This is a genomic window from Roseburia sp. AM16-25, assembly GCF_003473825.1.
Taxonomy (GTDB): domain Bacteria; phylum Bacillota; class Clostridia; order Lachnospirales; family Lachnospiraceae; genus Pararoseburia; species Pararoseburia lenta.
Window position 1 is genome coordinate 91,661 of sequence record NZ_QUCW01000001.1, and the last position, 22,208, is coordinate 113,868.

23 protein-coding genes, 2 pseudogenes and 1 riboswitch are annotated in these 22,208 nt (G+C 39.1%); of the genes and pseudogenes, 6 read left to right on the forward strand and 19 right to left on the reverse strand.

Translation table 11 applies throughout. The features are described 5' to 3' along the window. Positions 1 to 51 precede the first annotated feature (51 nt). The 15 genes and pseudogenes from DW183_RS00430 to aac(6') form a co-directional block, all read right to left on the reverse strand. The gene (locus DW183_RS00430; RefSeq protein WP_118280146.1) at positions 52 to 639 is read right to left on the reverse strand and encodes a 50S ribosomal protein L25; all 588 of its coding nucleotides are present in this window, start codon (positions 637 to 639) and stop codon (positions 52 to 54) included. Positions 640 to 781: 142 nt separating this feature from the next. After that, on the reverse strand, positions 782 to 1,573 hold the full coding sequence (thiM, locus tag DW183_RS00435) for a hydroxyethylthiazole kinase (RefSeq protein ID WP_118280147.1): 792 nt from the start codon (positions 1,571 to 1,573) through the stop codon (positions 782 to 784). 18 nt (positions 1,574 to 1,591) lie between these two features. Continuing rightward, positions 1,592 to 2,104, reverse strand: a complete 513-nt coding sequence (thiW, locus tag DW183_RS00440) for an energy coupling factor transporter S component ThiW (protein WP_118280148.1) — start codon at positions 2,102 to 2,104, stop codon at positions 1,592 to 1,594. Between the two features lie 47 nt (positions 2,105 to 2,151). After that, complete coding sequence (gene cytX, locus DW183_RS00445; RefSeq protein ID WP_118280149.1) at positions 2,152 to 3,336, reverse strand: putative hydroxymethylpyrimidine transporter CytX; 1,185 nt, start codon at positions 3,334 to 3,336, stop codon at positions 2,152 to 2,154. Next, a complete protein-coding gene (thiD, locus tag DW183_RS00450; protein WP_118280150.1) occupies positions 3,329 to 4,132 on the reverse strand; it encodes a bifunctional hydroxymethylpyrimidine kinase/phosphomethylpyrimidine kinase in 804 nt (267 codons plus the stop codon). The genes cytX and thiD overlap by 8 nt, the downstream gene beginning before the upstream one ends. 118 nt (positions 4,133 to 4,250) lie before the next feature. Then, positions 4,251 to 4,898, reverse strand: a complete 648-nt coding sequence (thiE, locus tag DW183_RS00455) for a thiamine phosphate synthase (RefSeq protein WP_118280151.1) — start codon at positions 4,896 to 4,898, stop codon at positions 4,251 to 4,253. 158 nt (positions 4,899 to 5,056) lie between these two features. Continuing rightward, positions 5,057 to 5,165, reverse strand: a riboswitch (TPP riboswitch). A 76-nt stretch (positions 5,166 to 5,241) separates the two neighbouring features. Then, complete coding sequence (locus DW183_RS00460; protein WP_243069480.1) at positions 5,242 to 6,456, reverse strand: DNA cytosine methyltransferase; 1,215 nt, start codon at positions 6,454 to 6,456, stop codon at positions 5,242 to 5,244. 95 nt (positions 6,457 to 6,551) lie between these two features. Continuing rightward, complete coding sequence (locus tag DW183_RS00465) at positions 6,552 to 7,775, reverse strand: hypothetical protein (protein ID WP_118280153.1); 1,224 nt, start codon at positions 7,773 to 7,775, stop codon at positions 6,552 to 6,554. A gap of 35 nt (positions 7,776 to 7,810) precedes the next feature. After that, positions 7,811 to 7,984, reverse strand: coding sequence for a hypothetical protein (locus DW183_RS12395; protein WP_158572985.1), 174 nt, complete (start codon positions 7,982 to 7,984; stop codon positions 7,811 to 7,813). A gap of 185 nt (positions 7,985 to 8,169) precedes the next feature. Then, positions 8,170 to 9,696 carry a beta-glucuronidase gene (locus DW183_RS00470; RefSeq protein WP_118280154.1) on the reverse strand — a complete coding sequence of 509 codons (1,527 nt, stop codon included), beginning with the start codon at positions 9,694 to 9,696 and terminating at the stop codon, positions 8,170 to 8,172. Between the two features lie 107 nt (positions 9,697 to 9,803). Next, on the reverse strand, positions 9,804 to 10,865 hold the full coding sequence (locus DW183_RS00475; protein ID WP_118280155.1) for an FUSC family protein: 1,062 nt from the start codon (positions 10,863 to 10,865) through the stop codon (positions 9,804 to 9,806). Then, entirely contained in the window at positions 10,862 to 11,062 is a 201-nt protein-coding gene (locus DW183_RS00480) for a hypothetical protein (RefSeq protein WP_147403356.1), read from the reverse strand. The genes DW183_RS00475 and DW183_RS00480 overlap by 4 nt, the downstream gene beginning before the upstream one ends. Positions 11,063 to 11,209: 147 nt before the next feature. Next, the gene (locus DW183_RS12400; RefSeq protein ID WP_158572986.1) at positions 11,210 to 11,365 is read right to left on the reverse strand and encodes a hypothetical protein; all 156 of its coding nucleotides are present in this window, start codon (positions 11,363 to 11,365) and stop codon (positions 11,210 to 11,212) included. Between the two features lie 70 nt (positions 11,366 to 11,435). Beyond that, positions 11,436 to 11,945: a GNAT family N-acetyltransferase gene (locus DW183_RS12815; protein ID WP_118280680.1), complete on the reverse strand. Its 510-nt coding sequence runs from the start codon at positions 11,943 to 11,945 to the stop codon at positions 11,436 to 11,438. 42 nt (positions 11,946 to 11,987) lie between these two features. After that, positions 11,988 to 12,416 (reverse strand): annotated as a pseudogene (gene aac(6') / locus DW183_RS12820) (aminoglycoside 6'-N-acetyltransferase); the annotation flags it as partial. 473 nt (positions 12,417 to 12,889) lie between these two features. On the opposite strand from aac(6'), the pseudogene DW183_RS00495 reads away from it, so the two are divergent. From DW183_RS00495 to DW183_RS00520, 6 genes and pseudogenes are all read left to right on the forward strand, one after another. Beyond that, positions 12,890 to 13,099: pseudogene (locus DW183_RS00495) on the forward strand (conjugal transfer protein); the annotation flags it as partial. 169 nt (positions 13,100 to 13,268) lie between these two features. Then, a complete protein-coding gene (locus DW183_RS00500; protein WP_118280157.1) occupies positions 13,269 to 13,955 on the forward strand; it encodes a response regulator transcription factor in 687 nt (228 codons plus the stop codon). 101 nt (positions 13,956 to 14,056) lie between these two features. Next, complete coding sequence (locus tag DW183_RS00505) at positions 14,057 to 14,995, forward strand: ABC transporter ATP-binding protein (protein ID WP_118280158.1); 939 nt, start codon at positions 14,057 to 14,059, stop codon at positions 14,993 to 14,995. Beyond that, positions 14,973 to 15,668 (forward strand): ABC transporter permease, encoded by a 696-nt coding sequence (locus DW183_RS00510; RefSeq protein WP_118280159.1) that lies wholly within the window; start codon positions 14,973 to 14,975, stop codon positions 15,666 to 15,668. Before DW183_RS00505 ends, DW183_RS00510 begins: the two co-directional genes overlap by 23 nt. A 15-nt stretch (positions 15,669 to 15,683) precedes the next feature. Continuing rightward, entirely contained in the window at positions 15,684 to 16,421 is a 738-nt protein-coding gene (locus DW183_RS00515; protein WP_118280160.1) for an ABC transporter permease, read from the forward strand. 9 nt (positions 16,422 to 16,430) lie between these two features. Further along, on the forward strand, positions 16,431 to 17,330 hold the full coding sequence (locus DW183_RS00520; RefSeq protein ID WP_117915790.1) for a sensor histidine kinase: 900 nt from the start codon (positions 16,431 to 16,433) through the stop codon (positions 17,328 to 17,330). 522 nt (positions 17,331 to 17,852) lie between these two features. Here DW183_RS00520 and DW183_RS00530 read toward each other — a convergent pair. From DW183_RS00530 to DW183_RS00545, 4 genes are all read right to left on the reverse strand, one after another. Continuing rightward, positions 17,853 to 18,350, reverse strand: a complete 498-nt coding sequence (locus DW183_RS00530; RefSeq protein WP_009247521.1) for a nucleotidyltransferase domain-containing protein — start codon at positions 18,348 to 18,350, stop codon at positions 17,853 to 17,855. 84 nt (positions 18,351 to 18,434) lie between these two features. Continuing rightward, a complete protein-coding gene (locus DW183_RS00535; protein ID WP_009247522.1) occupies positions 18,435 to 19,979 on the reverse strand; it encodes an ATP-binding cassette domain-containing protein in 1,545 nt (514 codons plus the stop codon). A gap of 453 nt (positions 19,980 to 20,432) precedes the next feature. Beyond that, entirely contained in the window at positions 20,433 to 20,810 is a 378-nt protein-coding gene (locus DW183_RS00540) for a TnpV protein (RefSeq protein WP_009247523.1), read from the reverse strand. A 26-nt stretch (positions 20,811 to 20,836) separates the two neighbouring features. Continuing rightward, positions 20,837 to 21,976 (reverse strand): plasmid recombination protein, encoded by a 1,140-nt coding sequence (locus tag DW183_RS00545; RefSeq protein WP_019190307.1) that lies wholly within the window; start codon positions 21,974 to 21,976, stop codon positions 20,837 to 20,839. Between the last annotated feature and the right edge of the window lie 232 nt (positions 21,977 to 22,208).

Here is a 22,208-nt window from a genome sequence, read left to right on the forward strand (position 1 = left end):
AAAATCCGCCGAGGATAAATTCCCCGGCGGATTTCATTCTTTTTATAGGTATTATTCGGCTGTTTCCTCAGCATCCTCATCACTTGGAATATCTGCGTTGTTTGGTGCAAGTACCGTGACAACTACGCTATCCAGATGGGTCATGACCTCAACATCCTTATTCTTGGCAATATCCAGATCGCCGACTGTGATCGTATCGCCCAGATGTAAGGTAGCGCAATCCACGTCGATCTTGTCTACCAAATGTTCTGGTGTTGCCTTGTAAGATACTTCCTCAAGGAGTTGTTCCAAGGCTCCTTCAATGACTTTATCCTTGTTATGAAGAACAATTTCGGCTACGGAATGTACCTTTTCACCCTTAACCAATGCCTGAAAATCCATCTCTACGATGCTACGTTTCATGGAATCATAATCCATTTCCTTGATGAGGACATCATACTCCTTGCCCTCAACATCCAGCATGATCTGGCTACCTTTCATGCACTCACGCATGATCCTCTCAACTTCCTTCTTCTCAATCTTCAGAAGTACAGAACCCTCGATCTGTTTTCCAAACAGATTACCGGTCACATAGCCTTCTCTTCTCAGTCTCTTTGCTTTCTCCGTTGTTTCTCTTCTTTGCGCTTTTAAAGTATTCATTTGTCTTTTCCTCCATGCTACAAATCTAAGAACAGAGGGATGTTTGCGGAATGTCATTAAAACAAATGGCCTTTCGTTTCTCTTCGTTCCACAAACTGTTATAGTCCTTTTATTTTTAAAATGCAAGAGGAAATTTCATATTCTACAACTGCGTATTATCTTTCCATAGAATGCCCTGCAAAGACACCTGATCTAAGAAAAGATCATGAAAAGTCATGCTACCACCATGCACTTTTTTTGTGCCGTCTGCCGCAATCTCCCCTGCTTTTCCCATAAAGGCACAGGAAGCAGCCACACTTTCCACCGATAGATCCGCCGTCAAAAAAGTAGCAATTGCTACCGTGGACATACAACCACTCCCTGTGATATAAGACATCATAGCATGCCCGCGCTCACAAGACTCTATCCGCTTTCCATCCGTGATCCAATCGGTAGGACCAGATGCGACCAGAATACAATCCAACTCCTCCGCCAGTTGCTTTAACCTCTGCGGATCCATACTTTTATCTACCGCATCCACACCAGCCGCCATATTATGCTGTTCCATCAAAGCCAGCATTTCAGAATAGTTTCCCCGGATACAGGTCGGCTCTATATGACGGATCAGATCCATGCATTTTTTTCTGCGATAAGAAGAACCTGCCACACCAACCGGATCCAACACGATCGGATGTGCCAGATTGTGTGCCTTTTCTCCGGCTAAGAACATGGCATCCAGACATTCGGTCGCGCCCAGATTGCAAACAAGCGCATCTGCGCCCGCCGCGATCTCTTCCACTTCTTTTTCGTGATGTGCCATGGTCGGCGATGCCCCTAGGGCCAGAGCCAGATTGGCACAGTCGTTCATGGTCACCGTATTTGTAATGCAGTGGATAACCGGATGCAAGGTCTTTATTCTGTTTAAATATGTTCTAATCTCTGCATCGCTTTCCATACAATCTCCACACAAAACTTATTCTTCCAGACTCGCCTGCATACGTCCTAAAACGCCTGTCTTTTTTAAAGAAGCCGTAATAACAATCGCAATCAAGGTTCCACCACATGTGCTAATCAAAAATGGAACTACAAAGGTAAAGAGTGCTGCCGCCTTATTTCCCATAACAAGATACGCTATCGGATAAGAGAGCATGCCTCCCAAAATACCCGTTCCTACCACTTCACCAATATAGGCAAATGGCAGCTTCTTTCCATATTTATACAAAAGGCCGCCCAAAAGTGCACCACACATACTGCCAGGAAATGCCAATGGGCTTCCCAAGCCGATTAAATTACGGATTAAGGATGCAATAAATGCCTGTGCCAACGTCCACCAAGGTCCTACCGTAACGACACATAAAATATTAACAAGGTGCTGTACCGGTGCACATTTAGACCCAAATACCGGGAAGGAAAATAAGCTTCCAACCACGGCAACTGCTGCCATAAGTGCTGTGATAGTTAATTTCTTCAGATTTACTTTTTTCATGATACTCTCTCTTTCTTTCCGGAGACATCACGAAAAACATGTGTCCCCTAGTTTTCTTTTCCCTTACTTGCAAATTTTCCTACAATCAGGCAGAGAACGATTGTAATTGCCATATCAGGCAACGTATTTCCCACCGGTGTATCCACATGCATCAGCAAACGATACGCTATAAAACCAATGAGCCAGATCAACAGATTAGTCCACTGAAATTCTTTTTCTGCTGCATCCGCCTTTTTCAAGATGAAATAATCTGCAATTTGCACAGCAATCATCGGCGCAAATACAGAACCAATCAAATACAAAAAGTTTGTAATGTTATCCATTGGATAAAGCATCGCTGCAACCGTTCCAATGATGGTTACAACCACAGCTGCCCATTTTTCCTTTATTTTAGAAGAAATCGATACGGATGAAACACCTGCAGAATACGCATCCAAAAAGGTCGTTGTCACGGTTGAGAATACGATAATCAAAAGGCCAACAACGCCAAGTCCTGTTTTTACCATAATCTGGGCAATATCATATTCTCCTGTAAAAATCGCTGCTCCCATACCAATCATATACATAAAAATGCTGACAACACTGTAGGTAAGTACACTAACGAGTGTTGCTGCAAATGGCTTTTCTGCTTCTCTTGTATAATCGCTGATAAGCGGTAACCAGGAAAGCGGCATAGCTACTGCCAATTCCACTGCAGCGCCAAAGGTCAGGCTTCCATCATCCACAATCGGACCTGCTACTGCAGTACCAAAGAAAATTACCTTAAACAGAATCAGTGACAAAATGAAAAGTGCTGTCATTGCAATCGTATTGAGCTTACCTAAATTCGTAAGACCGATTACAATCCAAAGAATAATCAACGCACCAATCACCAAAGCCCATATCCAGAGTCCTGTATGCAGCAAACCATCTGCTGCAAGCGCACCATCATAAATCATAATGGATGTCCATCCAATCAACTGCAAAACGTTAAGAATGGCAAACAATAAACTTCCTTTTTCACCAAAACTCATTTTTACTGTTTCCATGGCACTACGTCTTTCTTTTGCGCCAATCATACCAGCAGCAAACATCATAAGACCACCGATGAAATGACCTAATAAAATAGCTGCCATAGCTTTACCAAAACCTAATGGAGCAAAATAAGTACCTGTCAAAATTTCAGCCAGAGATACCCCTGCACCAAACCATATCAATCCATTTGAAAAAACGGAAGTTCTATTTTCATTCATCTATGTATTCTCCTTTGATTGCAAATGCGTGATTCATCGGGCCGCTTCCCTTTCCAAGATTCAAACCGGCAGCAAGCGCTCCGGAAATATAATTCTTGGCATATTTTACGGATGTCTTTAGATCGTATCCCTTCGCCAAATTGCTGGCAATGGCAGATGATAATGTACATCCTGTTCCATGGGTATTTGGATTATCAATTCTCTTTCCCATAAACCAGGTTGCCTGCTCATTTTTTTGCCATAAAAGATCATTGGCATCGTTTAACTGATGACCACCTTTTAGAAGAACACTACATCCCAAACGGTTGCAAATAATTTCTGCAGCTTTTTCCATATCTGCTTCACTTTTAATCTGCATTTCGGATAATACTTCCGCCTCTGGAATATTCGGTGTGATAACCTTTGCAAGAGGTAATAATTTACTTTTCAATGTGCTAATCGCATCCTCACTGATCAAGCGTGCGCCGCTTGTCGCTACCATCACGGGATCTACAACAATATTTTTAGCTTCATAGGCGGTTAACTTATCCGCAATAACCTCAATCAGCTCCGTTGATGCCACCATCCCTGTTTTAATAGCGTCTGGATAAATATCTGTGAAAATACAATCCAGCTCCTCTGCCAAAAACTGTGGAGTTGCCTCCATAATACTTGTTACGCCGGTTGTATTCTGGGCAGTCAAAGCCGTGATGGCGCTCATGGCATATACGCCATTTGCTGTCATCGTCTTAATATCTGCCTGGATGCCGGCGCCTCCACTGGAATCACTTCCAGCGATTGTTAATGCTGTGTACATAATTTTTCCTCCTCGTACTCTTTCTGCATTAATTTTGTATAGCGACCTAAGGTGGTGCCCCCAATCTGCCGCTGTAAATCTATCTATAACTTACCGGTCTTTTAAAAGGCCGGAGAAATTATATGTGTTTTTCTAAGATGTCATCCATCTTTTGACGCAGTTTTCTTGTCTCCGCCTCGATATCATCGCTGGCAAAAATTCCGCTGACCACAGCAATGCCTGCCATTTTCTGACCTGTCAGTTGTGGTAAGTTCTCTCCGCAGATGCCACCGATCGCGACCACCGGAATACTTACGCTTTCGCAAATCTGTCGAAACAGTTCGAAGGACATTGGCTTGGCATCTGATTTTGTACTCGTACCAAAGACTGCTCCACTGCCCAAATAGGTAGCGCCAGCCGCCTCCGCTGCTTTTGCCTGTTCCACTGTCTTTGCAGTCACACCAATTACGGCGTTTTCTCCCAAAATCTCTCTGACTTTGGATATTTCCATATCGGACTGTCCCACATGCACACCATCCGCCCCGACCAACTTTGCTACTTTTACATTATCGTTAATGATCAGCGGCACATGATATCGATGGCAGAGCAAAAGCAATTCCTTTGCTTCCCCAATAAAAGTCTCTTCGTCTAAGTGTTTCTCACGGAGTTGTACCATTGTTGCACCGCCTGCCAGAGCACTTTCCACCGCTTGTGCAAGTGTCTGTTCGCCCAGCCAGCTGCGGTCTGTAATCGCATATACTTTTAATTGTTCTCGTCTAAATTCCATGTATTCTCCTTCGCGCGCCTGTGACCTGCTTCATGCTCGCGCGCGTGCGTATCTCCAGCACAAATTGCCTTTTGTATCATAAGCAATTTCGTAGGATTTTCTTATTTATACAAAAAACGCACAGAAACCAACGATGGATTTCTGTGCGAAATAATCATTTCTGCAACTCTCTATCTCCCTACGTTGGCATTATCCAAATCAGGTTATGGGTCAAAGCAACTCGCTTACTCTCAGCCTGCCTACTTGCAAGCTCCCCTTTTTATAAAATAAAGATGTCATTCTTTCGGACAACATCTTTATTATAGTCGTTATGACAAATTATGCAAGAAAATTTTATTGCAATTTAGTAGCGGTCAAAAAGTTCCTGTGTACAACGCCGCATCACTTCCACATTGACACTATTGCCAAATTGTTTATATGCCTGTTGATCACTGCTATCGCATATAAATCCTTCTCCTGCCTCCGGCGTTCGAACCGGATTCGGAAAACTTTGCAAACGCCCTGCCTCCTCCACCGTTAATCGTCTCTTGTATCTGCCAATAATCGGGATCTGTACCATGGCAACGAGTGCAGGGAAACACGTTGGTGCTTTCACGCGAATGCCTGATGGTCGCATCTGTATAATGCCCTCCCAAAGGGTGGAAATGGCCGTTCCAGCCTGCCATTCCATCTTATGATGCGTCGGAACAAAATCCTGTAAGTTGTTATATTTTTCCAGCCACGCGTCAATAAAGACTTGATTGCGTTGATAGAGTTCCATGTTTTTCTTTACAAAATTCTGTTTCCATGCCGGATACTCTTGTGGAACTGCCTTGTATTTGAAATAATCTGCCCAGATGGGAAAACCGATCACTTTTAAATCAATTCCCTGATAAAACTCATCCCATGCAGACAGTACATACTTCTCATACGCAGATATGTAATACTTGTCCTCTACTTTCTGCTCATCTAAAATTTCATAAATGCTGTTATCTTCTTTTTTGTAACCTCCCGATATCTGAATATCCAGCGGCTCATCTACATGCTTGGGATCATATTTTCCCAAGATGATCACGCGCTCTCGCAATTGTGGTATTCCAAACTGATGTGGACTAACGATCAGCGGTGCCTCCGTTAAACGATATCCACAATCCTGAAGCACGGCATGAATAATGCGCCAGGTATTATGGTGATCGTGACTGACAAGATTTCGTACATTTTCTAACACTATATACTCCGGTTTCTTTTCACGTAAAATACGTTCAATTTCAAAAAATAGGGTACCTCTTGTCTGGTCTTTCAAGCCTGCCTGTTTTCCGGCCTTGCTAAATGCCTGGCACGGAAATCCTGCACATAGTACATCATGATCCGGTATGTCTGTTTTTTCATTCAGATCTCGTACATTTACAGCAGAATCCATGTGATAATTCTGCTTATATACCTGATTACAATTGGCATCGATTTCTGATGCAAGCACACACTCTCCACCAAGTTGCGTCATCGCCTGATGAAAGCCCCCAATTCCGGAGAAAAGATCTATAAATTTGAAATTGTATGTACCCTTGTCTCGTCTTTCCAAAATATCGTTTCCTTCTGATTTATTACGCTCAAACATATCTATTCTATCATAGCCGCCTTTGGAAAGCTAGACTTTTTTGATATGATTAAAAATTTTTATAACAAGGGCATTTCCGCTATCGCAAAATTTTTAAATTGATCACGCTCGACCATGATCTTGGGCGCTCTCGGTTTTCCATTACTATTGATGCCCTGTTTAAACTGTGACAAGAACTGTTTGTTACCGTCATTGATATCCAGCAGATAAAAATCTGCCAGCGTCACCTGATTCTTCATCCGCCCGCCATAACTACGCAGATTTTCTTTGTGTAGTGCGCGATTCCAGTATTCTGTCACTTCATAATTGCACACCCTATCTTTGATCGTCTCGTGTTCACAGACCAGATAATAGAGGTGTCCCCTGGGATTGCCGTCGATCAGTGAAAACACCGTATCCCAATCGTTGCCCTGCACACCGCGAGATTCTATGCTGTGGGTCTTTAAGTCTCCATAGCAACCTATGGTTGGAAAATATAGGTCTAAATCAATACCGTTTTTTGACTTATCCTGTGCATAGCGGATATCATCTTGTAGTTGATGCTCCACAAGATATTGTTCAAACAAAAATTCCAGATAAAATCCAGCCCATTCCGGTTGATATTTGTTGCGATAATTGGCAGCGATCATCTGTCGGTAGCAGTCTATTCCGTGCCATTCTTTGTTAACATCTTGAAAAAATGTCAAAATCTCCTGCACAATATGCTGCGGCATAGGATTAGAAACATCCACAGAAAATAGGTCGGGTGTACCCCAGGTCTGCCCTGTATTTTCAAACAGTTCCCTTAGGAAAACTTCAACTCCTTTTGGCGAAAAGACAGTGATCTGATTGCCAAAATAATCTGTTTTTTGAAAATAATCATGCTCTGCTGCATCGGACAGGTCACTGCTGTACACATGTGCAAAGGAGTTGTGGGCTTTTTTGTATATGAAATCCTCAATCCGAAAGGCACAGAATAATACCGTTTGCTTATAGGTGTATACCCCTAACAAAATAGGCCGATATCCTTTGGCAAGAGATGCCTGGTAAAATTCTTTCAGATCATTTGCTATCTGTATTCTCTTTTTAAAAACCGGATGTGGATTGCCCAGATAGGAAACATTTTTGGCACGGATGGAATATTTACGTCCCTGATAAACACCACAGATGATTCCGTCTTCATCTCTATAAATTCCCGGAAAATATGTCGCAATGCGTTCATATAGAGCCCGCACCGAAAGTGTCTGATCATAATCGCAGACAATCGTTCCATCTGTATTCACTTGTTCTACTAAAAAAGCCATCGTTGTCCCCCTCTTTTCAAGAATGCTTTCCCTGTCTATCCCACAAAAGCATCTAAATACCCCATAGCGATCGCATCATGCTTCCGCTTAAATCCGTGGGCTCCGTTTTCGATAAAGTAAAGCTGTGCATTGGCATAAACTTCCTTAGCCTTGCTGGCATAACTAGGATTTCTTCTGTAAAAAATTCTTTTCCCCAGTTTTTTTAACATGATCGTTTCCTCCCAATTTTAAAACTATGGGCTTACATATAGCACAATTCTATGAAATATATGTTATATCTTACTATAGTTTTTTACTGTTTGCTATGCCATAAAATGGATTTTCTGTTGTACCATAAAAGGCGCTGCCTTTCGACAACGCCTTTCTTCTATATCTTTCCTATGATCTCTGCTGATTATAAAACAAAGAATGTACAGGTTCCCGGTGCAAGTTCCACCTGACCTGCAGGCTGAACAACCGGACTTAAATCTGGCAATGCATTATCCTCTCCCAAGACAAGTGGATTGTCATTGAGTGTCATAATGGTCGCACGCATATTGCCATCCTGGCCTGCCAGAGTATATCTTTCTGCTTCCTTTGGAAGTTCTACCTCGGTTGTCTCTGTCAGTGAGTTGTTGATCACAAGATAGACAAATCCCGGCTTGCCGTCCTTGCGAGAATGCGCGTAAACATGTGCCCCCTCACGAACCGGCTCCTTTGTATCATAACAGGTTGTTCCCATCAGGCGATTCCACAAGAGCACAGCAAAATAATTTGGACGTGGATCAAAGACTTCACGAGCCAAAAATCCGTAATCAGATGCTGCCAGTGTATTATGGAAAATCACACCATTACTAACCGTGGAAAATCCTGCCAATTCGTTTAAGGTTCTAAGAACATCTAAATAGGTAGATGCCCATGTATCTCCACCGCCGCCTGCGTCGCCGGACTCGGTTACCCACATTTCTGTATCTGCTGCATATTTATCACGGATTGGAGCATATACCTTGGCACAATGAATCGGCACATAAAGATACTCCTCACTGTTTGCCTTTTCCGGAGCCCAATGTGCACTTGGCATAACAGATGCCAAACGATCAGATACACCGTTATAGTAATGATAACTAAATACATCCAAAGGCTCTTTGGTACCCTTTAAAAGTTCCTCAGTTGAAACATTTTCCTTGGTCAACTGCTCTACACCGCCACCACTTGCGCTGTCTTCACTGCCCATAAAATCAAGACCATCACCAACGCTGCTCGGTCCGATGCAAAGGCAATCCGGATAATTCTTGCGCAGCCAAACGAAGAAAAGATCCTGATCGCGTCTGTAATCTGCTGCCGTATAACCATGTGGAAAACCGGTCTCCTCCATCATATTCGGTTCATTTGCAAACTCTGCTCCATCGATCGGTACGCCGTATTCCTTACTGAGTGCAAAGATCTTTTCTGCCTCTGCCGGATGCCATGGTTCGTCTGCACTATGAAGTCCAGGACAGTTTGCTACGGAAATCATAAGTTTTGCTCCGATTGACTTAACAAAGTCAAGCACACCGATCCACTGTTCCTTCGTCAAAACATTCAGATATCCTTCCGGTACCTTGCCATTGCAAGTACCATCAAAATCATAATAAGTCTTAGTCGCCCAGGTACCGGACACACGCACCCATGCCGTTCCCAGTTCCTTTGCCAGTTTGCGCAATTTCTCATCATAGAGGTTGATCGGTGCATAGACCTGCATCAGATCCTTATACATATCTGTGATATTTTCGCCTTTTCCTACCTGAAAAGGCTCTGTTCCCGCGATCTGCTCCGGTGTGTATGCCTTCCAGAATGTTCCACCCGTCACTTCCGCAAATTCAATATTATAAGACATGAGACATGGATTCATCTCACGCAGAGCACTCAGTTTTTCCGGTGCCAATGTTACAAATTCTGCCATTTTATTACCTTCCTTTCCAATATTTATGCTTTCATCCTAGCACGTTTTTTGTCTTGTGTATATCAAATATCGAAAATAGGCTAAAAATATTACCAATTTTATAAAATTTATTCATATAAAAAACTTTTTTGTGCAGTTCTACGCGTATGTAACCAATCCAGACACTTATTGATAACAACCGTATATAGGGCTGCCAGCACATTGATACCAATACGCAGAGCCACCGCCATCGGCATACCAAATAAAGAGGATGCAATTGCCAGTGCTCCAAAGGTGTTAAAGGCCGTCTGCCATTTGTAGCCGGCAGAATATCCGACGCCAATACCACCGATAATACCAATCAAACTGTACATAGATTCCGGCAAAGTCAGATACAAGGCAATAAAAAGCACACAACCTACAATATTAAACAGACCTCTATCCTTAGCCCTAGGCAGACAATCTTGCGTAAACGGCAAACTGACCGACATACAGGCGATTCCTGCCCACATGGCGCGTGGCAAGCCTAGTATATTTACGATGAACATAGCACTTGATACGATCAGCGTTAATTTGATATACCAACGACTTCTGGCCGAATGCACATCAAACTCCCGGAAAAGGTCAAAAAAAGTTCTCCGATAAGAGCGATTTTTTTGATTTTTGTAAAAAACAGCCATGCAAATGACCATTCCGATAAACAAGCCAAGCAGACGCATCTGATACGCATGCCCAGTGACATCATAGCCATATAAAAGCAAATAGCCCAAAACGAAAGTGGAATGATTGTACATAATCACATTGTGACAGCCCAATATCATCAGCAGGAAAATACTGATCGTGTTGACCGCAAAGTCGCCAAATGCCGGTAAAACATTTGCCAGTCTAGGCCCCGCCATGAGAATCGCAAATATCCCCATGATGGAAAGCAGGCCATGCGTCGTCCTGATTCCAAAATCCGCCTGACGCAAAACCAAAAGCGCCAGTAAAACTGTCACCCCCACCACACTGTTCTCGTTTCCTGCCAACATGCTATAAAGTGTCACCACGGCAACACAAAACGCCATGACCAAATATACCTTGAAATTGTATATCAAGATATGGCGTCGTTTTTCTTTTTTATCTGTCGTGCTATGAATCAATTGTTTTGAGCCAACAGAACTTAATTGTAATTCTTGATAAAAAGTCATGCATTTTCTCTCCTATCTTTTGTAAAGCGAAGAGAAGTGTACTGCAAATTTGATTTATTTGCAAGTGGGAAATTAAGCGCCTGCGGATATCGCTTCTTTCTGCCGCCTTGAACCATATAATAATGATCATGATGCTTCATCCAGCCAGTTGGCGGCATCAGATATAGTTGTAAACGATTGTAATCAGGCTGTTTCATGCTTTGTATCCCCATTACTCTAAAAAGTGCTCTCCACACTGCTTCTTTAAAACCTATACTTTGTATTCACTCTTTAATTTTCCAATTCCGATGCCATATCCGCTGTGATATTTGTGGGTTTACTTTTATCATTTTAATTATTTTTCTTTACACAACGTCTTTATTGTCATTATTACCAAATATCATTTCCATTAATTCACATGCTATCTCTTTACTCAAGACTCTCATAATACTATCATCAACTTTACCCTTAGCTATTTGTGCATTAATGGCACGTTTTTGTAATATTGCAATCTTAAACATTCACTTTCTTCTATCTGTTATCATTTAAGTCACTCCATCCATTCACCTGTAGTGAACCCAATATATCTTGTCACTTAATCAGTTCCATTTCATCTTCCATTTTTATAAATCCGTATCTCTCATACAAAGGTCGTCCCATATCCGTTGCCTCTAACGCAATCTGTGATATGCCCTGCTTCCTCGCATCTTTTATCAATAAATCCAATGTATGATATGCAATTCCCTGTCTACGATATTCCGGATTGGTATACATATTCATGATATAAGCCTTTTTGCCTGTCGGGTTATGATATGTCGGCATAACCTGATAAAAGCTGACTCCACCTGCACCGATAAACTTTCCGTTATCATATACCAAATATGCAATATGCTCTCCCGTTTTCAATGCATATCTATAATATGCATATGATTCCTTCTCTACCAGAGACATATCCACATCATCTGACAATTTGTTGGCTGCGCGAAGTACAAGGATGCGCGTTCTTACTAACTCATCAACATCTTTCATTGTTGCTTTCTTATATTCAAATCTTTTTATATGATCGTATGTGCAGCCACCCAATGATTCGTCAAATGTCATTGTTACGTTCTTGTCAATAACAGAATCTGTTAATTTTTTCGTAAAGCAGATAATTCTATTTGCTTCTACAAAACCTATTTTTAAGTGAAATTTGCGACTATTTTCATTATCTAGCTCACAATCACTGGCAAATTCTGTACACCCCTGCTCCTTTGCCCACTTCTGACATGTCTCTAACAGACCTCTTGCCAGTCCTCTTTTTCTATATTCCGCTTTTATAAAAATCCCTTCCAAGTACCCTACTGGACTTGAGGCTGTGCCTTCTACATAGTCATGTCTTAATCCACATTGTGCAAAGCCTACTGCGCCTGCATCTGCCACTGCAATAAAAACTATCCCCTTCTCTTTGCTAATATAATCGTAAAATTCCCTTGCCAATTCTTCAATGGTATGTGATTTCCACATCTGAATCGCCAATTTTGCTACTATCTGTACATCCTCCAAAGTTGCTACTCTAATATCCATTTTCATTATCACTCCTACAGCCGATATAAGATTTATCCCTATTACTCCACCCACAAATAGAGCCAAACTAGAGCCATTCGATAAAACAAATGCCGGAACCTGTATAAATACAGGCTTTCGGCATTTCTGTCCGTTATTCAAACTCACAAAGTTCTGGTTTGATTTTGATTATTTCAGTGCAGTTATCTATACCGTTTTGTATTGATAACTCATACTTTTTCCACACGTTATTCTTCGTTTCACATATTTTTAGTACCAATCCAGTACCATTGCTATATTGTCATTATTGTGTGTAGTTCCGGTGGCTTGCAGGTTTGTTTACTATTCGCAGAATAATCATCCGATAGTTTGCAAGTCCACCTATGGAAATTATAATCTCCAAGCAATATTTCTGCAAGAAAAAGTTTTGTGGTACTAATGGGTAGTACCATTCTTTTCCATATCATTCATCAATCTATATTTTTCTTTAATCGCTTACGCTTGCCTACTATGTCAAAGCCGGTGTGATTGCTCCTGTATCCGGCGACTATGTATTTTCGGAACTGGTAAACCCTGTCTTTACCAAAGACGGCGACAACCTCAAAGTCAGCGTGTCCGTAAAGTATCTGGATAACAAGTCGAAAATGACGGAAATCTCACAGTATGAGCTTGTGCTTCATAAGGACGATAACTGGAAGATTGTAGAATAAATGTTACAGCAGAATAGTATGGTAATTGTTTATCCAATCTATACTATTCTGCTTACAATTAGATTGACAAAATAAGAATCCCTCTCATATGATTGGTTGCAATGGTATTGAGGAAATACAACCTTAAATGTATAATGAGAAAGTAGCATTGCAGGAATGAGGTAGGCTAATGAATCAAATATTGATTATTGAAGATGATTTAGAAATAAATGCGTTATTGGCTGATTTTCTAAAAGAAAAAGGATATGCTGTGCATTGCCAATATGATGGACTTCATGTTCTGGATTTTTTGAATAAAGAAAACATTGATTTGATTATACTTGATATTATGCTTCCTTATCGGAGTGGTGATATTATTTTATCTGATGTACGCAAGAAATTTACGATACCTGTTATTATTATTTCAGCGAAAGAAACTACACAAAATAAAATCGACTTGCTTCGTCTGGGAGCAGACGATTATATCACAAAACCTTTTGATATGGAAGAAGTGCTTGCCAGAATTGAAAGTAATCTGCGAAGAGTACAATTTCAAAATAGCCAGACAGAATGTTTGCAACATAACAATCTGACTTTAGACCTAGAGAAAAATACAGCATTTTTGAATGGAATAGAATTATCCTTAACCGCTAAAGAATTTGGCATTTTAGAATTGTTGATGAAATATCCAGATAAAGTATTTTCAAAATCGAATCTTTTTCAAAGTGTTTGGGATACAGAATATATTGCTGAAGATAATACACTTAATGTTCATATCAGTAATTTACGCAATAAATTAAAAGCGATATGCTCTGATACAGAATTTATTGATACTGTTTGGGGCATTGGCTACCGCCTACATAAAGCTAAGGATTAAACGTTCCTTAGCTTTATTATTTTTTTAACTTTTCTCATTACGATTTAAGAAATTCTTTAAAATTGCCCGTTATACTGGTTTAAGTAAAGGAGGTTTGGGATATGAGTTCAATTATTTTAGAAGCAAAGTCTTTAACCAAAGAATATAAACAAACATTAGCATTAGACCACATAAATTTACAAATAAAAAAAGGGAAAATTTATGGATTTATTGGTCAAAACGGAGCAGGTAAGACTACTTTTTTAAGATTAGTCACAGGGCTTGCGTTTCCAACATGTGGTACACTTTCTTTATGGGGAAATTCTGGAACAGAAGAATTGCAGAAACAGCGTAAACGAATTGGAAGTATGATTGAAACGCCTGCTCTATTCCCGTCAATGACTGCCTATCAAAATATGGAAGTACAGCGTATTCAACGAGGCATACCAGATAAATCAGTTATTAAAAGGACATTAGATATGGTTGGATTGCAAGATACAGGTAAAAAGAGTGTCCGCAATTTTTCATTAGGTATGCGTCAACGATTGGGGATAGCGATTGCACTTTTAAATACACCAGAACTATTGATTTTAGACGAGCCTATCAATGGTCTTGACCCTGCTGGAATTGTAGAAATCAGAAATTTATTAAAAATTTTGAATAAAGAATATGGTATGACCATTTTGGTTTCAAGCCATATCTTAGAAGAATTGTATCAAACAGCATCAGAATTTATTCTGATTGACCATGGAAAAATTATAGAAGAGATTTCTGATTATGAATTAAATGAACGGTGTAAACGACATATAGCAATTAAAACAACAGATGTTCAGAAAACGGTTCTGGTTTTGGAAGAGAATCTTCATACAGATAACTTTAAACTAATGCCAGATGGCATAATTCGTTTGTATGATTATTTGAATGATTTAGAGACAGTTGCGTCTGCTTTGGCAGAATCGCACATTCTTGTAACAGGACTTTCTGTATCTGGCGATACTTTGGAGGACTATTTTTTGAGCAAAATAGGAGGAACAAAAGATGTCAAATCTCCTAAAAACTGAGTTATATAAGTTGTTTCACAGTTGGTATTTTTGGGGAATTGGAATATTCAATCTCCTTTTAAGTAGCATATTGCTGTTAGATAGTAAAGAACGCTCTTCAAACTTAATTATGGCATCATTATACAATATTCCGTTACTCTATTTTTTGAGTATAGTGTTTATAGCATTGTTCATTGGAAGTGATTTTAGTGGAAGAACTTTAAATACTTATATTACTGCCGGACATAAAAGAAGTTCTATATTTAGAGTAAAGTTAATTGTATCTCAAATAGGTTGTATTATCATTCTGGTATTTCCATTATTTGTACATGGAATTATTAGTCAATTTTATATTGGAGAAAAACTTTTTTGGAATGATAGCACATATACTATGGTTTTACTAACTCTGTTTGCCATGATAACACTGTGTGCATTACCGATGTTTTTTGCTTTTATTTTTCGTGATATGGGGAAAACACTGACAGTTTCAATGGTTTTATTTTTTGTTATGATTTTTTTGCTGAACAGTGAATCTGCACAAATAATCAGCAGAATAATACCAATGGGACAACTTAGGTTAATTTCATTGCAAAAGGTCTATTCGACAAACTTTTGCTTGTTTGTAGATCTTTTATGGAATTTTATTTTATATTTCATTGCAGGTAGTGCTTTTTTACATACAGACTTGAAATAACCGGAGGTGTTTTTTATGGATAAATTATTAAAACTGGAAAAATATCAGTTGTTACATAATTCTATTTACTGGTGTGGTATGATTGGAATATTTATTTTAGGATTTTTTACAGCAGATACTTATGTTACAGAGATCATGGGATCGACAGAAGAAATTGCTTCTTCTCTTGCTGATATTTTTAATGGAATGGTGTATGATTCTACGTTTCTTCTTATCATCATGTCGGCTATACTTGCATTGATTTTAGGACAGGAATTCTCTAAGAGAACAATAAACTTAGAGGTCAGTGCTGGACATTCCAGAAAACAAATTTTTACAAGTAAAATAATATCGTATTTAATTGCTTTTAATCTTATGGCTCTTGTCTATCCAGTTTCAGGGTGCATAAGGGAATTTGGACGCTTTGGTGTTGTAGACGTGGGAATGTTTTTTTACAATATTATAAAAGCAATCATTTATTCTTGTCTGCTTAATAGTGCGATATTTCTAATTGCAATACTTATTTGTTGCTATTTACAGGATGCTGTAAAAGCAACCTCGGTTACAGCAATTATTATTTTTGGTCTTAGCTTATATCTTGGCTATGGAATGATGTTGAGATTACCAGTCGGTTTTTTACCTACTTATCAAATCAGAATCGTTGTCAGCATGAAAACCTTTTTTCAACCGATAGCTATTTTAGTAGGATGTATATGGTCTGGTATATTGGTATTGCTTTCGTGGATAAAATTTTGTAAATGTGATTTTAAATAGGTGGAGAAAATGTCTAACATAGAATGGATTTTAATTATCATAACAATATTTTTAGTAATACTGCTATTTCGATATATTCAATTAAAAAAACAAATCCGTAATCTTGCGGATCAAGTTAATGAATTGAATTCTGGAAATTCACAGCAGATGTTAGACATTTCGTTGATTGATAAAGATTTAGAAAGACTGGCTGGTATATTGAATCAATATAATATCAGACAACGACAGGCTGTTGCAGGCGTATTACGCAATGAAGAGTATTTAAAAGAATCTGTTGCTAATATATCACATGATTTGCGTACACCTCTTACAGTCATTCTTGGTCATTTACAATTATTGCAAAAAGAAAATTGGGAATCCAGTCAAGCACAGCGCGTAAAAGTGATTTTTAGCAAAGCCGAAAAAATGAAAGAATTGGTAGAGACATTCTATGACCTTTCTATTTTGGAGGAACAGCAGACAGTTCCAGAAAAAGAAAAGTTTAATATATCTAATATGTTAATAAATTTAATTACGGAAAATGCCGTTGCATTAGAAAAGGAGAATATTTTACCCGAAATAAATCTCCCAGATTATTCAATATACGTATATTCTGATAAAAATATGGTAGAACGAATTTTACAAAATCTGTTGACAAATGCAATTAAGTATTCTGTTGGAACGATAAAAATAACACTTATGGAGAAAGAAAATAATAATATTATATTTACCATTGAAAATCCAATGAGTGACAGTTCAGAAATTGATTGCAATCGACTTTTTGACCGTTTTTATACAGGCGATAAATCAAGACATAATGGAAGTACAGGATTGGGACTTGCGGTAGTAAAAACACTTGTTGCCATTCTTGGCGGAAATATTGTTGCAAAAGTACATGCCAATAGCCTTATTATTACTCTTGAATTATAAAGTATTGAAGATATATTCGTATGATAATTCATTGAAGAGTGGACATCAAAATGTAAAGTCAATAGTTTGTAAAGTTCAGTTACAAACTATTGGCTTTTTTCATTACTGTGTAACAAGTAAATTTACGATAAAGAAATAAGGATAGTCGGCTCTTATTTGTTGCCTGCAGAGCAGATCAACAAATAAATGTTGAAGAATCTGTATAGGAAAACAGAGAAAACAAGAAGCAAATCACTTCTTATTCTCTCTGCTGTTCAAGATACCGTCAATCGTACCTTGAATGATTTTTAATTTATTCAAACTCTACAAAGACTAACGCTTTTTGTTTAGGAATTATTCTCTGTAATGTTTCTCGTTCTTTTGATTATTTGATATATCCATATTATCCTGCCTATACGAGCTAATGTTATCATTTTGTTATCGGCATTGATAACACCTACTCGATAACTGTGGATAATAACTATATGTAGCATGTCAAATTATAAGCTATTTTGCTTAGAGATTCAACACAAAACTGAAATTTTACTTTTCCTTATATTCATCTGGTATTGCTATTTGAAATGTTTCACACAACAGCATCACATCATGCACATCATTTTTATCGTGTTCATATCCCAAATGAAGCATTACCTGACTCAATGGTTCAATACAAGAAACAGTTATATCTCCAACTTTTCCAATACCGGAAAAAGTTTTTGATGGAAATATATCTCCCTCATAAACAATTCCGTCATCTGTAAATTCAAAACAATGTAAATCAATGATTCTTTGTTTATCATCTTTCCAGACAGTATGACCATCCGTTGTATAATCAGTATTTACTTCCTCAAATCCATGCTGCTTAATCACATAAATATAATCATGATAATGTTTCAGTTCAACAAACAAATCAATATCATTGTGTATTCTTGATTCTCTTTTAAGAAGTGCATCAACACCCCATCCGCCATCTAAATATACTTTAATTTCGTTTTGCAAAGCATATTTTATAATTTCACATGCATCTTCTGTACGTACCATAATCTATCCTCCAAATTCAAATCTTTGTATGCTTTCCAACTCACTAAAAGCCTGAAATTTGTCAGTCTTTCATCCTTTTTGTTATCAATCACCAATTAGCTGTAATCCATTAGGATTTAGCTGATATATTTTATCGCACACCTCTTCAATATACTTTCTATCGTGAGAAATGCTAATGACAGCCCCCGGAAATTCTCGGAGCATTTTTCTTATTACCGGACCGGACAATGGTGAAAAATTTCTTGTCGGTTCATCCAGAATAAGAACATTTGCACCACTTAAGCTCATCCTCAAGAGAAGCACTTTCGCCTTTTGTCCGCCTGATAACTCCCGAATCGGATGCTCCATTTCATCTGGTGTGTATTTAAGTGAACCAAGGTATGTTCTAATTCTTGTACGCTCTTCTTTATCTCCTGTTTTATCAAGGTAATCAACCGGTGTAACATCCAAATCCAGCAGGTCTTCATAAGTTTGAGGCATATATTCTGCTTTAATGTCATTCCGATTTAGGAGTTCTTCCGCTATCTTTTTTAGAAGAGTCGTTTTTCCTGCCCCGTTGGCTCCTATCATACAGATTTTTTCTGAACCTTTTATTTTTAAATGAATTCCTTCTGCTAAAATTCTTTTGCCATCCGGAGTCACAAGCTTTGAAAGTTCATATTCTATGACCGTTTTTCCTGCGGGAATGTGTGAGTTTTCATCCCCTAATTTGACAAAGATTGCTTCTTCCTGTTCCGGCATCTGAGTCATATTTTCATCTTCTTTTTCAAATCTTCGTTCCATTGCCTTAACCGTATGCATTTTGTCCTTTAAGTTTTTGGCAACAGACGGTGCTTGTCTGGTACAACTTCTTAATGCACCTTGTACACTCTGCATAACTCTTTGATATTTTTCATCGCGAATCTTTTTCTCCCTACGGTCACTCAGTGCCCGCTGTTTTTGGATTTCAAATTTATGAAGCCGTTCTTCCACATAGCGTCTATAGGGAAGCTTTGCCACGGTATATCTCGCCTTTGTTTTTCGTATAATCTGCTCGATATGTATCACCATGTTGGCAGTACGCTCTATCAGCGTTTCATCGTGTGAAATAAAAAGCACAATGTGCTTCCAGTCATTTATGATTTTTTCCAGTAATGTAAGCGTCGCAATGTCGATGTCATTGGAAGGTTCGTCCAACAACAGCACAGAAACATCGCGAATGAAAAGCCTCATAAGTTGTGTCTTGACTTTTTCGCCTCCTGAAAGACTACCCATTGTCTGGTTACTGTAGAAAAAATCATTTTTCATTCCAAATTTTCCCGCAATAACAGACAATTCTTTAGGCGTTTTCTCCCAGAATATTTCCTCTTCAGAAAAATATTCGTATATTGTTTTTTCCTTATCTTCATCGAGCATCTCCTGCGGAAGATAACCAAGACGTTCGTGTCCCATTATCCTTTCCCCATCTGCTTCTATATAGTTTTCTACAAGCGACGGATTGTATATCCACTTCATTAATGTCGATTTCCCATTTCCCTCTTCTCCAATAATAACTGCCTTATCTCCATCATTTAGCACAAGGTTGAAATCATTAAGAATTATTCTCAGGTCTTTTTTATGTGTTAAATTTAATTTTTTTATCTGCAACATTAAAGTTTCTCCTTTTCGAAGTCTGAGCCAATTATTATTTTGAACACACAAAAACGAGTCTTTTTTGCATACGCAAAAATAGACTCGCTAAATAGCCCCTTATTTCTTTTCCAAAAGGAAAACAAAGGAAATGCCTCTTGCGATAATCCAACTTAAGCGTACACAAAACAAACCTATTCTCTACAGGCTCAATAACTATATGTGTCTTACTTAAATCAAATTATCTATTAATCATTTCCTCACCTTACACAAAATGTGCCTTTCTTTCTTCTAATGGCAATACTATCATACTGTATTTTTTGTGTCAATACATTTCACCTTATGGAAGTGCAAATTAAAATTTTCACTTCCTAATTATACATCCAACCATTACGAAATTCAATCTTTCACAACCTCTTTACAACCACAACCACAGCACTCCAGCAAACGCAGGAGCACCATACCGTAAAACGCTTATGTGTAAATCAACTCCGTTCCTACAACTTCCCTCACACAAGCCTGAATATTATTCATTCTTCCAATCCATTCGTAGGGATTATCTTTCTTTAATTGTTCCGTCACATCTTGTCTGTCGGCATATTCCTTTACCAGTCGAAGAAACATATCCTCTGCTTGCTTATCGACTTCTGCAAGATAACTATGCAGCTTTCCGCTTGTCAGCAGGTTCATATATAACACTTTATAGTGTTCCTTTAAATGCCTTGCATGTCGTTTCCCCCATAAACCAATCGGCTCTATTTCTTCTTCGGCTGGTACTGTGATGTTCGGCAATAAATAATCACCCACCTGTCTATAAGTTCCGCCCATTTCTTCAAAAATTGTCTTTGTCATTTTCCTTTTCCTCCTGTGATTTTTGTCTATCGTGATCGTGTATTATCACGCTTGCGACCTTTAACTGTTCTTGCCTGCTCCAACAAATCATCTATCTGTTTGCGACCAAAAACCTTACGGAGCAGGCTGTAATCTTTATTTTCTGCTTTTAGGATTTTGTTTTCTTCGGTCAATCTTTCATTGACTTTCTCCAAACGCTGATTGGTGCGGTATAACTGTGCATTCGCTGTATTCAGCCTATGATAGTTGTCCCACCCCTCAAAGCAGCGGGCAAGCACCGTTTTGACAAGTTGCTTCAATTTCCTTACAACCGGCTCTGCCATTTTGGTTTTATATGCCTTTGCAGTCATAAATTTCTCTGGTTCTGGCAACTGATATTTCGGTGCAGTATCAAGCTCTATTTCAAGATTTGACAGCTCGTCTTTTGCCTTATCATAGTTCAATACTCGTTCCGACAACACATCAAATTCAATCTGTTTCTGCTCGATTTTCGCACCTAATGCCGCCACTTCTTTTTCTCTTTCCTGCTTTTTATAATCCAAAACAGAAAGATGTTTTTCGTGTGTGCCTAAATGTTCCCACTCAATCCCATAACGTTCCATCACCGCCGCAAGCTGTTCTTTTTCGGACTGTATCCATTGCGACCACTCCGTATCGCCACGACTGCCGCCCTTAAAACCTTGCGTTGCAAGAGCCTGCTTTAGTGACACTCTTGTATCAAGTCCACGCTTGCTGCCTGTGGTAAAAGGTACAAAATCTATGTGCAGATGTGGTGTAGCTTCATCCATATGCAGATGAGCCGAGAACACCCGAAGCTGTGGATTTCGCTCCTGAAAACCCTGATAGTATTCATCTAAAATCTGCTTTGCCAGTTCTCCGTTTTCCGTATCGGCGTTCATATTTCCCTTACCGCCCACCTGTAAAATGATTTCGTGGAACGGTTTTTCCTGCTTGGAACTTCGGATTTTTTCATAATAATCTTTTATCTTTCGGTCTGACCTTATCTGCTTGGCATTGTATCTTTCCAATGCTTCATCAAACAATTCGTGATAAACTGTCTTTATATTTTCATTGCAGTAGTCGATATTGAGATGAGTACGAGTTCCGTCTACATTTTCTGCTCGGAACTTTCGGCTATTGTGATTGACCGAGCCTTTACCGACCATTGCACTTATCGTTCTCTGCATTTTTTCATCTCCCATCTGTAAATTTCAACATTCTCAGGTTTTGTTACTTTTGTCAAAAGTAACGCAAAAGCACTTTTGACGGGTACACCCATCAAAAATGCGACCTGTAAACAGGTTTTGCGTTCTCCGAAGGCTCTCCGAGGGGTGAGCGTGTGCCGGTGGCACACACGCCTGCGAACCGACCGAGCCAGCAGGCGAGACCAAAGAGCCG